General features: G+C 40.7%; 15 protein-coding genes. All 15 read left to right on the top strand.

The features are described 5' to 3' along the window. Window positions 1–14 precede the first annotated feature (14 nt). Window positions 15–1,148, top strand: a complete 1,134-nt coding sequence (gene nusA / locus ACYH0O_RS10510; protein WP_044337366.1) for a transcription termination factor NusA — start codon at window positions 15–17, stop codon at window positions 1,146–1,148. A 12-nt stretch (window positions 1,149–1,160) separates the two neighbouring features. After that, a complete protein-coding gene (gene rnpM, locus ACYH0O_RS10515) occupies window positions 1,161–1,430 on the top strand; it encodes an RNase P modulator RnpM (protein WP_113968187.1) in 270 nt (89 codons plus the stop codon). A 10-nt stretch (window positions 1,431–1,440) separates the two neighbouring features. Continuing rightward, on the top strand, window positions 1,441–1,758 hold the full coding sequence (locus ACYH0O_RS10520) for a YlxQ family RNA-binding protein (RefSeq protein ID WP_149155540.1): 318 nt from the start codon (window positions 1,441–1,443) through the stop codon (window positions 1,756–1,758). Window positions 1,759–1,762: 4 nt separating this feature from the next. After that, the gene (gene infB / locus ACYH0O_RS10525; RefSeq protein WP_482632183.1) at window positions 1,763–3,934 is read left to right on the top strand and encodes a translation initiation factor IF-2; all 2,172 of its coding nucleotides are present in this window, start codon (window positions 1,763–1,765) and stop codon (window positions 3,932–3,934) included. Beyond that, window positions 3,931–4,209 carry a DUF503 domain-containing protein gene (locus ACYH0O_RS10530; RefSeq protein ID WP_482632184.1) on the top strand — a complete coding sequence of 93 codons (279 nt, stop codon included), beginning with the start codon at window positions 3,931–3,933 and terminating at the stop codon, window positions 4,207–4,209. The genes infB and ACYH0O_RS10530 overlap by 4 nt, the downstream gene beginning before the upstream one ends. Before the next feature lie 55 nt (window positions 4,210–4,264). Beyond that, a complete protein-coding gene (gene rbfA / locus ACYH0O_RS10535; protein WP_148968773.1) occupies window positions 4,265–4,633 on the top strand; it encodes a 30S ribosome-binding factor RbfA in 369 nt (122 codons plus the stop codon). A 98-nt stretch (window positions 4,634–4,731) separates the two neighbouring features. Further along, a complete protein-coding gene (gene truB / locus ACYH0O_RS10540; protein WP_482632185.1) occupies window positions 4,732–5,640 on the top strand; it encodes a tRNA pseudouridine(55) synthase TruB in 909 nt (302 codons plus the stop codon). Window positions 5,641–5,659: 19 nt separating this feature from the next. Continuing rightward, window positions 5,660–6,604 (top strand): bifunctional riboflavin kinase/FAD synthetase, encoded by a 945-nt coding sequence (ribF, locus tag ACYH0O_RS10545; RefSeq protein ID WP_482632186.1) that lies wholly within the window; start codon window positions 5,660–5,662, stop codon window positions 6,602–6,604. A 135-nt stretch (window positions 6,605–6,739) separates the two neighbouring features. Beyond that, a complete protein-coding gene (rpsO, locus tag ACYH0O_RS10550) occupies window positions 6,740–7,009 on the top strand; it encodes a 30S ribosomal protein S15 (protein ID WP_034760125.1) in 270 nt (89 codons plus the stop codon). A 352-nt stretch (window positions 7,010–7,361) separates the two neighbouring features. After that, window positions 7,362–9,485, top strand: coding sequence for a polyribonucleotide nucleotidyltransferase (gene pnp, locus ACYH0O_RS10555; protein WP_482632187.1), 2,124 nt, complete (start codon window positions 7,362–7,364; stop codon window positions 9,483–9,485). A gap of 457 nt (window positions 9,486–9,942) precedes the next feature. Beyond that, a complete protein-coding gene (locus ACYH0O_RS10560) occupies window positions 9,943–10,947 on the top strand; it encodes a polysaccharide deacetylase family protein (RefSeq protein ID WP_482632188.1) in 1,005 nt (334 codons plus the stop codon). Window positions 10,948–10,975: 28 nt separating this feature from the next. Beyond that, entirely contained in the window at window positions 10,976–12,217 is a 1,242-nt protein-coding gene (locus ACYH0O_RS10565; protein WP_482632189.1) for a M16 family metallopeptidase, read from the top strand. A 138-nt stretch (window positions 12,218–12,355) separates the two neighbouring features. Then, entirely contained in the window at window positions 12,356–12,589 is a 234-nt protein-coding gene (locus ACYH0O_RS10570; protein WP_149155547.1) for a YlmC/YmxH family sporulation protein, read from the top strand. Window positions 12,590–12,905: 316 nt separating this feature from the next. Then, on the top strand, window positions 12,906–13,808 hold the full coding sequence (dpaA, locus tag ACYH0O_RS10575) for a dipicolinic acid synthetase subunit A (protein ID WP_149155548.1): 903 nt from the start codon (window positions 12,906–12,908) through the stop codon (window positions 13,806–13,808). Then, window positions 13,805–14,398 (top strand): dipicolinate synthase subunit B, encoded by a 594-nt coding sequence (locus ACYH0O_RS10580; protein ID WP_113968175.1) that lies wholly within the window; start codon window positions 13,805–13,807, stop codon window positions 14,396–14,398. The genes dpaA and ACYH0O_RS10580 overlap by 4 nt, the downstream gene beginning before the upstream one ends. Window positions 14,399–14,497 lie beyond the last annotated feature (99 nt).

Here is a 14,497-nt window from a genome sequence, read left to right on the forward strand (position 1 = left end):
GGGATGAAACCACCATGAGCACTCAGTTATTAGATGCTCTTACTGTTTTAGAGAAAGAGAAAGGCATTGCAAGAGATGTCATCATTGAAGCAATTGAAGCTGCACTTGTGTCAGCTTACAAACGAAATTTTAACCAAGCACAAAATGTCCGTGTAGACCTTAACCTTGAAACTGGTACGATGAGAGTTTTCGCTCGTAAAGAAGTTGTAGACGAAGTATTTGATTCCCGCCTTGAGATTTCTGTCGAAGACGCCGGGGAAATCAATCCTAGCTACGAGGTTGGAGACGTTGTTGAGTTGGAAGTTACACCAAAGGATTTTGGCCGAATCGCTGCCCAAACGGCTAAACAGGTTGTTACCCAACGAGTAAGAGAAGCTGAAAGAGGAATTATCTATTCCGAATTTGTGGATCGCGAAGAAGATATCATGACAGGTATCGTTCAACGTCAGGACAATCGCTTTATCTATGTGGCACTAGGCAAGATTGAGGCGCTTTTACCAGTGAGCGAGCAGATGCCAAATGAAACATATAAGCCTCATGATCGCATAAAAGTGTTTATTACAAAGGTTGAGAAGACTACAAAAGGTCCTCAAATCTTTGTTTCAAGAACACATCCCGGATTACTGAAGCGGTTATTTGAAATCGAAGTTCCTGAAATCTTTGATGGAACGGTAGAAATCAAATCTGTTGCACGTGAAGCCGGAGATCGCTCTAAAATCTCTGTTCATGCAGAAAATTCCGAGGTAGATCCCGTTGGAGCTTGTGTGGGAACCAAGGGTGCACGTGTACAGGCAATTGTAAACGAATTAAAAGGTGAAAAAATTGACATTGTTCAATGGTCAGAAGATCCTGTAACATTCGTAGCCAATGCATTAAGTCCATCGAAAGTTCTGGATGTACAGGTGAATGAAGATGATAAAGCGACAAGAGTAGTTGTTCCGGATTATCAACTTTCACTTGCAATCGGTAAACGTGGTCAAAATGCCCGTCTTGCAGCCAAATTGACAAATTGGAAGATTGATATCAAGAGTGAAACAGACGCTCGTGAACTGGGATTATATCCTCGCGAAGAGTCATTCCTTCCTCAAGATGAAGAGGAAGAATATGATAACGAGCCTTTAAATATTGATTTCGACAATCAAGATTAAGAGGTGAGTCAGATGAGTGTAAATAAGAAGATCCCATTGCGCAAATGTGTGGCAACGGGTGAAATGAAGCCGAAGAAAGAAATGATACGGATTGTCCGCTCGAAAGAAGGGGAGGTTTCCATCGATCCCACCGGTAAGAAATCAGGGCGTGGAGCTTATCTTTCCAAGGATAAAGACATCATTTTACAAGCTAAAAAGAAAAATACATTAGCCAATCAATTACAAGCGAAAATAGATGAATCTCTTTACGATGAATTGATTAGCCTTGTGGAGAAGGAGTAACGTTTAGCGTATGAATCAAAATCGTTGGATGTCACTTTTAGGATTGGCGAATCGGGCACGTAAGATTATTTCAGGTGAAGAGCTTGTTATTAAAGAAGTTCGTAGTGGACGAGCAAAACTTGTCATTCTTTCCAAAGATGCTTCTGCTAATACCTACAAGAAAATTACGGACAAATGTAAATCCTACAATGTCCCGGTTAGTTTGGTGGATAGCAGAAATGATTTAGGTCAGGCCATTGGAAAAGAAGCCAGGGTAGTGGTAGCTATAATGGAAGCAGGCTTTGCCGGGAAATTATCCGAACTGCTCGATGAATCTCAGTGGGGGTGAACATATGAGCAAGATGCGTGTTTATGAATATGCAAAAAAATACAATGTTTCAAGCAAAGATGTTATCGGAAAATTAAAGCAACTGAATATTGAGGTATCAAACCATATGGCAACTATAGAAGACGACGCAGTAACAAAATTAGACGCGATGTACAAAGGGAATTCAAGCAGTCAGAAACCAAGCCAAAAGGATTCCAAGACAAATGCATCAAAAGCAGAAGAAGCTCCGAACAAGGAAAAAGTAAAATCAGCACCGAAAAGTCGTGAAGGAAAAAAACACGAACAACAGCACCAATCAAAGGAGAAGAAGGTCTTCAATAATAATAATAACAACAACAAAAACAAAAATAACAAACAAAACAGGCAAAATAAAAATTTCAAACAGGCTCCACAGCAACAACAGCCTGCCAAGAAAAAAGAACTTCCTTCAAAAATTACGTTCTCAGAGTCATTGACAGTTTCAGAGCTTGCGAAAAAGCTTCACAAAGAGCCATCTGAAATCATTAAAAAGCTATTCATGCTTGGTGTCATGGCAACAATCAACCAAGAGTTAGATAAAGACTCAATTGAACTGATTGCAGGAGAATATGGAGTCGAAGTAGAGGAAGAGATCAAAGTAGATGCCACTGACCTTGAAGTATACTTCACTGAAGATACACAAGAGCAAGTAGAAGAGCGTCCTTCTGTTGTGACAATCATGGGTCACGTTGACCATGGTAAAACGACACTGCTTGATTCCATCCGTAACACAAAAGTAACGGCAGGAGAAGCAGGAGGAATCACTCAGCATATCGGTGCTTATCAAGTAGAAGTGGATGAAAAGAAGATCACCTTCCTTGATACTCCTGGACATGCTGCCTTCACAACGATGCGTGCCCGCGGTGCTCAAGTAACGGATATCGCGATCATTGTTGTTGCTGCTGATGATGGTGTAATGCCTCAAACAGTTGAAGCGATCAACCATGCGAAAGCGGCTGAAGTTCCAATTATTATTGCCGTTAATAAAATGGACAAAGAAGCTGCGAATCCAGATCGTGTAATGCAAGAACTGACGGAATACGAACTGGTTCCTGAAGCGTGGGGGGGAGACACAATCTTCGTACCACTATCTGCATTATCAGGAGAAGGGATCGATAATCTACTTGAAATGATCGTTCTTGTCAGTGAAGTGGAAGAGCTTAAAGCAAATCCGAATCGCCTTGCTCAAGGTACGGTGATTGAAGCACAATTAGACAAAGGCCGGGGATCTGTAGCGACTTTACTTGTTCAAAACGGGACATTAAAGGTTGGGGACCCTATTGTAGTAGGAAATACATTCGGTCGTGTTCGTGCAATGGTCAATGACCTTGGTCGCCGTGTGAAAGAGGCAGGTCCTTCTGCTCCTGTTGAAATCACAGGTTTAAATGATGTTCCTCAAGCTGGAGATCGTTTCGTTGTATTTGAAGACGAGAAAACGGCTCGTTCTGTTGGTGAAGCTCGTGCTTCTCAAGCTCTGCAAGCACAGAGGGGAGAGAAGTCTAAGGTAAGCCTTGAGAACCTGTTTGAACAAATGAAACAAGGTGAAATGAAGGACCTCAACCTCGTTCTTAAAGCTGACGTTCAAGGTTCAGTGGAAGCTCTTGCCGCTTCATTGCTGAAAATTGAAGTTGAAGGTGTAAATATACGTATCATCCATACTGGTGTCGGAGCGATTAACGAATCAGATATTACACTGGCAGCAGCGTCCAACGCTATTGTTATAGGCTTTAATGTTCGCCCTGATGTAAATGCGAAACGTACGGCTGATACTGAAGGAGTAGAAATTCGATTACACCGTATTATCTATAAGGTAATGGAGGAAATTGAAGCTGCTATGAAAGGGATGCTGGACCCTGAATTCGAAGAAAAAATCATTGGTCAAGCAGAAGTTCGTCAAACATTTAAAGTGTCTAAAGTTGGAACGATTGCGGGAAGCTATGTAACAGAAGGTAAAATTTCTCGCGACAGCGGCGTTCGTTTAATTCGTGATGGAATTGTTATCTTTGAAGGTGAACTGGATGCCCTTAAACGTTTTAAGGATGATGCCAAAGACGTAGCCAAAGGTTACGAATGTGGTATTACGATTAAGAACTTTAACGATGTGAAAGAGGGCGACGTAATCGAAGCCTTCATCATGGAGGAAATTACACGTAAATGATCACATATGTTGAATGTGAGTGCATGATTTATGATTCTCACTCTTTAAAAGAAAAGCGGGCTGTCCTGCAGAGGGTCTTGTCACGCCTCAAACAAAAATTTAATGTATCTGTCTCTGAAATCGGACATCAGGACGTATGGCAGCGAACCAGGATTGCCATCGTCAACGTCGCTTCTTCTAAAGGAGCCAGTGAAAGAGAAATTGAGCATGCATTGAAATTCATTGATTCTTTTCCGGAGTGGGAGAGACTGGAGACCCAAATCGAGTCATTATAGAGAGTTGCTTATGTTCCAACATATAACGATTAACGATATATAAGAGGTGATATTGATGAGCCATCGTGCGAATCGTGTTAGCGAGCAAATGAAGAAAGAGCTCAGCGATATTATCGGACGAAAAATAAAGGACCCACGCATTGGCTTTGTGACAGTTACAGATGTGCAGGTAACTGGTGATTTACAACAGGCAAAAGTGTATATTACCGTTCTGGGTGGAGAAGACCAAAGAGAAAACACGCTTAAAGGTCTGGCGAAGGCAAAAGGATTCATCCGTTCTGAAGTAGGACAGCGAATCCGTCTGCGCAAAACACCTGAAATTATTTTTGAGTTTGATGAATCGATTGATTATGGTAATCATATTGAAACTTTATTAAGAAAAGTTCAAGATGAACCAGAAGAGTCTAAAGACACAGAAGAGTAAGAAGAAAGGGCTGATCCGGAGGGAATTAATTCCAATGGATTAGTCCTTTTGTTTTCTAAATGTTGAATAAAAGAATGAACATTAGTGGAGGTATTAAGATGAATGGAATCCTGCCCCTATGGAAGCCCCGTGGCATGACGTCACATGATTGTGTATTTAAATTGAGGAAGCTCCTTAGAACGAAAAAGGTAGGCCATACAGGCACGCTTGACCCGGAAGTATCTGGTGTACTTCCAATTTGTATTGGAAGAGCTACGAAGATAGCTGAGTACATTACAGCATCGGGAAAAACCTATGAAGGGGAAGTCACTCTCGGTTTCTCGACAACGACAGAAGATGCTTGGGGTGAACCTGTTGTAGAGAAAACGGTGGACCGTACGATTACCAGAGCAGAGGTTGAGGAGATTCTCAGAAGTTTAACCGGCGATATTACGCAAACCCCTCCAATGTATTCAGCGATAAAGGTAAACGGTAAACGGTTATATGAGTATGCAAGACAAGGGATTGAAGTTGATAGACCATCAAGAACCGTTCGTATCCATAAGCTTAGTTTACTCGAGGAGTGGGATGAATTAGACAGCAAGGATCCGGCTTTCTCATTTGAAGTAGCTTGTGGCAAAGGTACTTATGTGAGGACCCTTGCTGTTGAAATTGGAAATAGACTTGGATATCCAGCTCATATGTCAGCCCTTACCCGTACACAATCAGCCAGTTTTAGGAAAGAGGACTGTTTTACTTTAGAAGATGTAAAAGAGTTCGTTGATAATGAAAACCCACAAGGACTTCTTCTCCCACTGGAAATGGGACTTTCTCATTTGCCGAAAATGGCAATTAATGATACATTAGCAGAGAAAGTGAAGAATGGAGCACGCTTGGAAGAGCCTGAGGATTGGCCGGAAACGAGAGAGGTAGTGATGGAGCATCATGGTAAGACTATTGCCATCTATCGCCGTCACCCGGACAAATCAGGTGTTATCAAGCCTGTCAAAGTGCTTTTCAACGACTAGTGAAAAAAGGTGAAATACTGTGAAAGTGATAACTGTACATCATCCACATTCAATTAGTAAGAATGATTTTCCACCCCTTGTTTTGGCTCTAGGGTACTTCGATGGAGTACATAGAGGACATCAGAGGGTGATCAGTGCAGCAGTAGAAAAAGCGAAACAGCTCAAAGCTTGTAGTGCGGTGATGACATTTGATCCTCATCCTTCAGTTGTATTAGGTCATAAGCACAAGAATATACACTACATAACCCCTCTGGAAGATAAGAAAGGAATAATAGAGGAACTGGGAGTGGATTATTTATTTATTGTCCGTTTTACATCAGAATTTGCAAGTCTGATTCCTCAGGACTTCGTTGATCAATACATCATAGGTCTCAATGCACTGCATGTAGTAGCAGGTTTCGATTACTCATATGGACGTTTAGGGAAAGGGACGATGGAAACACTTCCATTCCATTCACGTGATATGTTTACCTCTACTACAATTCCGAAGCTTACAGACGATGACTTGAAAGTAAGTTCAACGTTCATAAGAGAATGCCTTAAAGAAGGCGACGTAAAGAAAGCTCGTCAGCTCCTGGGCAGGCCGTTTAAAATGAAAGGGACAGTCATACATGGGGATAAGAGAGGCAGAAAAATTGGCTTTCCTACTGCCAATATTGAGTTGACCTACGACTATCTTACTCCTAAAGTGGGAGTCTATGCTGTTAGAATGAAAATTCATGATAAATGGTTCGATGGTGTATGTAATATTGGTTATAAGCCTACTTTTAAAAATCCAGATGAATACTCTCTATCAATCGAAGTTCACATTTTTGATTTTCATGCGTCAATATATGGCGAAGAAGTGTATATCGAATGGTATGAAAGAATTAGGGATGAACAGAAGTTTTCAGGGATAGAGGAATTAATCTCGCAAATTCAGAAAGATAAAGACAAAGCAATACACTACTTTTCGGAAATTTGAGGTTTATACTTGATTTTTGTTGAAAAGAGTAGTATTCTAAATAGCGTATGAAATGAACCTTTGCTTGGCATCACGATTCACCAACGGTTGCTCAGTAACAGGGGATTTGAAAGAAATTATTAGGAGGTGAAAAGGATGGCTATCACTAAAGAGCGTAAAAACGAACTTATCAGTGAATACAAAGTACATGAGAACGATACTGGATCTCCAGAAGTTCAAATTGCTGTCCTAACTGAAGAAATTAACAACCTGAACGATCACTTACGCGTTCACAAGAAAGACCACCACTCTCGTCGCGGTCTTCTGAAAATGGTAGGTCACCGTCGTAATCTATTATCTTACCTACGTAAGAAAGATGTACAACGCTACCGTGAGTTAATCAACAAATTAGGTTTACGTCGATAAACAGACAAAGGAAGCGGGATTATGTCCCGCTTTTTCTTTAGTTTTGATAAGTGGGAATCTTTGTATGATTCCCCACATATTTTTAAATATTTTTATCGCGAAAAGTATTCAATTATATAGTTTTTGTCTAAAATACATAATATGTACATAAGAGTTATTCGAGTCCTTAATGCGAGTAAATAGAACTTTCCATTGAGAGAACATACTATATTTACATAGTTCCTTATGTTATTCACCCAAACGAATATAACGGCACGAATGTGCATGATATAGATTAGTTTATTTACAATATTTATCCGGGTTAGGTACAGGCCGAACCTTTTAGTGATATATAAAGAGAGGGGCACACTTTATGGAACAAACTAAACAAACCTTTTCCATTGAATGGGCAGGAAGAGAATTAACGGTCGAAGTAGGCCAATTTGCCAAACAAGCCAATGGAGCGGTGATGGTACGCTACGGAGATACTGCGGTATTAAGTAGTGCAACAGCTTCAAAAGAGCCAAAACCACTGGATTTCTTCCCACTAACTGTGAATTATGAAGAAAGATTATATGCTGTTGGTAAAATTCCAGGAGGATTTATTAAACGTGAAGGACGTCCGAGCGAAAAAGCGATCCTGGCAAGCCGTTTGATTGACCGTCCTATCCGTCCATTGTTCGCAGATGGATTCCGTAATGAAGTACAAGTAATCAGTATAGTGATGAGTGTAGACCAAAACTGTTCATCTGAAATGGCAGCTATGTTCGGATCTTCACTAGCACTATCTGTTTCTGATATCCCATTTGAGGGTCCGATTGCAGGGGTAATTGTTGGTCTGATTGATGGTAAATTTATTATTAACCCTTCAGTGGAGCAGCTGGAGAAAAGTGAGATTCATTTATCTGTAGCCGGTACCAAAGATGCCATCAACATGGTTGAAGCAGGAGCAGATGAAGTACCTGAAGAGACAATGCTTGAGGCAATCATGTTTGGTCATGAAGAAATAAAGCGTTTAGTCGCTTTCCAAGAGGAAATTGTTGCTAAAGTCGGTAAAGAGAAATCAGAAATTCAACTTGTTGAACTAGATCAAGCCGTTGAAGCAGAGGTTCGTTCATTATGTGAAAGTGAACTAATCCCTGCGATTCAAGTTCAAGAAAAACATGCTCGTGAAGAAGCAATTAAAGCAGTAAAGAAAAAAGTGATGGCTGTTTATGAAGAAGAGAAAGAAGCCGATGAAGCTACACTGAAGCAAGTGAAAAAAGTATTAGACAAGCTTGTGAAAAATGAAGTTCGTCGCTTGATTACTGAAGATAAAGTCCGTCCCGATGGTCGTAAAGTCGACGAAATACGTCCACTTTCTTCCGAGGTTGGTTTATTACCAAGAACACACGGTTCAGGACTATTCACACGTGGACAAACCCAAGCACTAAGCATTTGTACATTAGGGGCATTAGGAGATGTTCAAGTTCTTGATGGTCTTGGGATTGAAGAATCAAAACGATTCATGCATCATTATAATTTCCCTCAATTCAGTGTAGGGGAAACGGGCCCGATTAGAGGACCGGGTCGTCGTGAAATCGGACATGGAGCACTAGGGGAAAAAGCCTTGGATCCCATTATTCCAAACGAGAAAGACTTCCCGTATACAATCCGTCTTGTTTCTGAAGTACTTGAATCAAATGGTTCAACTTCACAAGCAAGTATCTGTGCAAGCACCTTAGCGATGATGGATGCAGGTGTTCCAATTAAAGCACCAGTAGCAGGGATCGCCATGGGTCTGATCAAATCTGGTGAAAACTATTCCATCTTAACGGATATTCAAGGGATGGAAGATCACCTGGGTGACATGGACTTTAAAGTAGCTGGGACTTCTAAGGGTGTTACCGCTCTTCAAATGGATATCAAAATTGATGGGCTATCCAGGGAAATTCTTGAAGAAGCACTTCAACAAGCGAAAAAAGGAAGAATCCAGATTCTTGATAGCATGTTAGCAACAATCGGTGAAGCAAGAACCAGCCTTTCTCAATATGCACCTAAAATCTTAACCATGCATATTAACCCTGATAAAATCCGCGATGTTATTGGACCAAGTGGTAAACAAATCAATAAAATCATCGACGAAACAGGCGTTAAGATTGATATTGAGCAGGACGGAACGATCTTCATCTCTTCTACTGATGAAGAGATGAACAAAGTTGCTAAGAAAACAATTGAAGATATAGTAAGAGAAGTTGAAGCTGGACAAATGTACCTGGGGAAAGTAAAACGAATTGAAAAATTCGGTGCATTTGTTGAAATCTTCAGTGGTAAAGATGGACTGGTCCACATATCTGAACTTGCAGAAGAGCGTATTCGCAAAGTAGAAGACGTAGTAGCCTTAGGCGATGAGATCCTTGTTAAGGTTCTTGACATCGATAACCAGGGTAGAGTCAACTTGTCTAGAAAAGCAGTTCTTAAAGAACAGCGTGAAAAAGAAGAACAAAACCAAGCATAATCTTTTGAGATTGGCAGGCTGTCCTGTAAGGAGCAAACTCTCCTCCGGGGCGGCTTTTTTTATCTGTGGAGTTTTCATTCAGGGCTGATGGAGTAGCCATCGCTTTTCGTCTTATGCTTGTCGCCACCCGAGCAAAGCCCCTCCGCTTTTGTATCATCCAGCTCCGGGGCTTAGAGGCTCGAGGCCATAAGTCAAAGATATCCAAAAGGCAAAAAGCGCCTTTCCGATATCTTCGTCTTATGCTTGTCGCCTCTTGAGCAAAGCCCCTCCGCTTTTGTATCATCCAGCTCCGGGGCTTAGAGGCTCGAGGTCATAAGTCAAAGATATCAAAAAGGCAAAAAGCGCCTTTCCGATAACTTCGCCTTATGCTTGTCGCCTCTTGAGCAAAGCCCCTCCGCTTTTGTTCTACCAGGTCCTTTTTCTTCATATGTTTTTAGGAGAAGGAAGGTGGACGGGTATGGAAAGAAAATACTTGATTGGAATTAGTCTAATTGCTATTCTGACTTTAGTTATCGTTGAAAATCCGTTATCAGATCAATATGTGACAGGACTAAAACAAGAATCGTTAGTAGTGAATGGAGTTAGCCAACCCAATGATCTAACTCGAAGAATAAAAGAAGAAGCAAAATTGAGGGAAGTTCCGGCTCAAGACGCTGTAATAGATACAGTTTGGAAAGCTACTCCAGGATATAATGGTTTGAAAGTGGATGTAGAAGCGTCTCTTCAAAATATGAAAAAAGAAAAATCATTCGATGAAGATAAACTGATCTACAAGCAAATCCCTCCTGAAACGCACTTACCTGATTTGCCCGCTTCCCCTGTTTACCGAGGGAATCCGGATAAACCAATGGTCTCTTTTATTATCAATGTAGCATGGGGAAATGAATATATCCCGGATATGCTTGCAACTTTGAAAAAACACCAAGTATATGCTACGTTCTTTTTAGAGGGGAGATGGGTGAAAAATAACCCGGACTTAGCGAAGATGATTGTGGACGCAGGACATGAAGTGGGAAATCATTCATATTCTCACCCTGATATGAAAACATTGGAGTCAGCCAAAGTAAGAGAAGAATTGAAAAAGACGAATGAAATAATTGAAGTGACCACAGGGGAGAAAGCGAAGTGGTTTGCTCCACCAAGCGGTAGCTACCGGGAGGAAGTCATTAATATTGCAGACGAAATGCACATGAGAACGATTATGTGGAGTGTGGATACGATTGATTGGCAAAAACCACAACCAAGCGTGTTAATCGAGCGTGTAATGAGAAAGATGCACAAGGGAGCAATTGTACTTATGCACCCTACAGCTTCAACGGCTAATTCGTTAAACATGTTGATTCTTCAAATAAAAGAAAAAAATTTAAGGCTTGGTACGATCTCAAGCTTGGTTAAAGAAGAGAGAATCGTAGAAGACATCGATAATTCGTCAGAACAGGGAAATAGTAATAAGAAGCAGTAAGTTTGCATCATGAATAGGAGGAAATTTCTTGATAAAGAAATATACATGCCAAAATGGACTAAGAATCGTGCTGGAGGAAATACCTCACGTCCGTTCTGTAGCGATTGGGGTCTGGATTGGAACCGGCTCACGCAATGAATCGGAACAAAATAACGGGATATCCCACTTTTTGGAACATATGTTTTTCAAAGGAACAAAAACGAAAACGGCCCGTGAAATAGCAGAGTCCTTTGACAGCATCGGCGGACAGGTCAATGCATTTACTTCAAAGGAATACACCTGCTATTATGCAAAAGTATTGGACAATCATGCGGATTATGCCTTACATACACTTTCCGATATGTTCTTTAACTCTACCTATGTAGAAGAAGAATTGAATAAAGAAAAAAATGTAGTGTATGAAGAGATTAAAATGTATGAAGATACCCCTGACGATATCGTTCATGACTTACTAAGCAAGGCAATCTATGAAGAGCATCCACTTGGCTATCCGATTCTGGGAACGGAAGAAACACTGAACTCATTCAATCAAGCTAAATTGAAAGAGTACATGCATGACATGTACACCCCGGATCAAGTAGTGGTATCTGTAGCAGGAAATGTTGATGAAACATTCATCAAAGAAGTCGAGAACCTATTCGGATCTTATGAAGGTGGTAAAGGACCTGAGGACCGTGTGAAGCCTGCCTTTCATAACAATAAGCTTGCCCGGAAAAAAGATACAGAACAAGCCCATTTATGCTTAGGATTTGACGGCCTGCAAATTGGGCATCCGGACATCTATAACCTGATCGTATTAAACAACGTATTAGGTGGCAGTATGTCATCCCGTCTTTTTCAGGAGGTTCGCGAACAAAGAGGACTTGCGTATTCCGTTTTTTCTTATCACTCCGCATATGAAGATAGCGGAATGGTAACCATTTATGGAGGGACAGGGACCAATCAATTAGATCAATTATTTGATACGATCGACAGCACCCTGCAAGCCCTAAAAGATGATGGTATAACCTCTAAAGAATTACTAAACAGCAAAGAACAATTAAAGGGTAACCTTATGCTGAGTTTAGAAAGTACGAATAGCCGGATGAGTCGTAACGGGAAAAATGAGCTGCTTCTAAAACACCACCGTACGCTGGATGAGATTGTCGAAGAAATCGACGGCGTTACGATGGACAAGGTAAATCAGTTAGCCCTTGACATCTTTAAAGATGATTATGCAATATCCCTCATCAGTCCGGATGGGAATCTCCCTCAAAATATGAGGAAATAACAGGAAAAAGCAGACTGCTTAAGTCTGCTTTTTTTTGAATGAATCATCACATTGGATTGAAATAACGAAGAATTTCTTCTAAAAAAAGTGGACAGTGTATACATTGTAATACAAAGCTTTTTTAAGGAGGAAACCTTCATGAGATTAAGCGAGTTAAGCGGAAAAGAAATAGTCGATTATAAAAAAGCAGAACGACTTGGAATTCTAGGGCAAACTGATCTTGAATTCAATGATAAGTCAGGAAGTATTAATGCCCTTATCATTCCGACCGGTAAATGGCTGCGAAAACAAGGCGGGGAAATCCGGGTACCTTGGCATCAAATCAGAACAATCGGGTCTGATATGATCATTCTGGAAGTATCGAATGAATAACGAAATAGATAGTCTTTTGAAACGGGGCCAACCCCGTTTTTTTTATTTGGCCAATAATTTAAAAAGTATGCTTTCTCCAAAATGTTGGTAGGAGTCAGTGTAATATGAAGATACATATTGTACTATTTGAATGAAACTTGTCTACGATCATTATCCCCACCTAACCTTTTACAACCGCTCCTTTACAAAAATAATCCCACATTCTAAACGGTCTCTTCCTGCTTTTCTTCTCACCCATTAGATATGTGCAACATACACTGTTGAAGTGAAAAGGGATTTAGAATAGCGATTATGTAAAAAGTAGGTGAAATCAGTGATGCTGACCGGAATGCAGATCGCAGTTCTAGGCGGAGATGCTCGTCAACTTGAGATTATTCGGAAGCTTACTGAGTTGGATGCAAAGATCTCACTCGTAGGTTTTGAACAACTAGATCATGCCTTTACAGGGGCTACGAAAGAAAAGCTCGATGAAGTGGACTTTTCAATTATTGACGCCATAATCTTACCTGTACCAGGCACGAATCTACAAGGAGAAATTGATACGATTTTTTCCAATGAGAAAATTGTTTTAACAGAAGAAGTTGTGTCTCAGACGCCAGAGCACTGTACGATCTATTCAGGAATTAGTAATAAGTATTTGGATGAAATAATGTCTTCAACGAATCGGAAACTTGTTCAGTTGTTTGAGAGAGACGATGTTGCCATTTATAATTCTATTCCTACAGTAGAGGGAACGATTATGATGGCTATTCAACATACAGACTTTACGATTCATGGATCTACGATTGTCATATTGGGTCTGGGTAGGGTAGGTATGAGTGTAGCTAGAACGTTTCATCATTTAGGCGGAAAGGTGAAGGTTGGCGTTCGGAAAAGTGAGCATCTGGCCAGGGTGACTGAAATGGGCTTAGAGCCATTCCACTTAGATAACTTAGAAAAAGAGGTTGAGAATTGTGATATATGTATTAACACAATTCCAGTGCATATAGTGAAGGCTGCTGTAATAGCCAAAATGCCAGCTCATACATTAATCATCGATTTGGCTTCAAAGCCTGGAGGTACAGATTTTCGTTATGCAGAAAAACGGGGAATAAAGGCATTGTTAGCCCCGGGATTGCCTGGGATCGTTGCCCCAAAGACAGCTGGCCAGATACTGGCGAATGTCCTTTGTCAATTGTTAGAGGAAGATTTTGATTTAGGAAAGGAGAGTTCATCATGAGTGTGAAAGGGAAACGAATCGGGTTTGGTCTGACAGGTTCTCATTGTACGTATGATGCCGTATTCCCGGAAATCGAACGATTAGTGAATAACGGTGCAGAAGTGATGCCGATTGTAACGTCAACTGTTATGAATACGGAAACGAGATTCGGTAAAGGAGAAGACTGGATTAAGCGAATTGAGGACGTTACAGGTCATAGGGTAATCGATTCAATTGTAAAGGCAGAACCACTTGGTCCTAAAATTCCATTGGATTGTATGGTGATTGCTCCCCTTACAGGAAATTCAATGAGTAAATTCGCTAATGCAATGACAGATTCTCCAGTGTTAATGGCTGCTAAAGCGACTCTTCGTAATCACCGTCCTGTAGTACTGGGGATTTCGACAAATGATGCTCTTGGTTTAAACGGTGTAAACCTAATGAGATTAATATCAACCAAAGATATTTACTTTATCCCATTTGGGCAGGATGCACCTGAAAGCAAACCGAAATCAATGGTAGCCAGAATGACGCTGATTCAGGAAACCATAGAAGCGGCTATTGAAGGAAGACAGCTTCAGCCTGTCGTAATCGAAAGATATTTAGATTAATAGATTGAGAAGGCTATCAACTTGCACTGTTAAGATGGCCTTCTTTTCATGTATATATATTTAAAGTTATTAGTAAATAAAAATAATCAAGGCATAAAG

The sequence above is a fragment of the Rossellomorea sp. H136 genome (assembly GCF_056838065.1).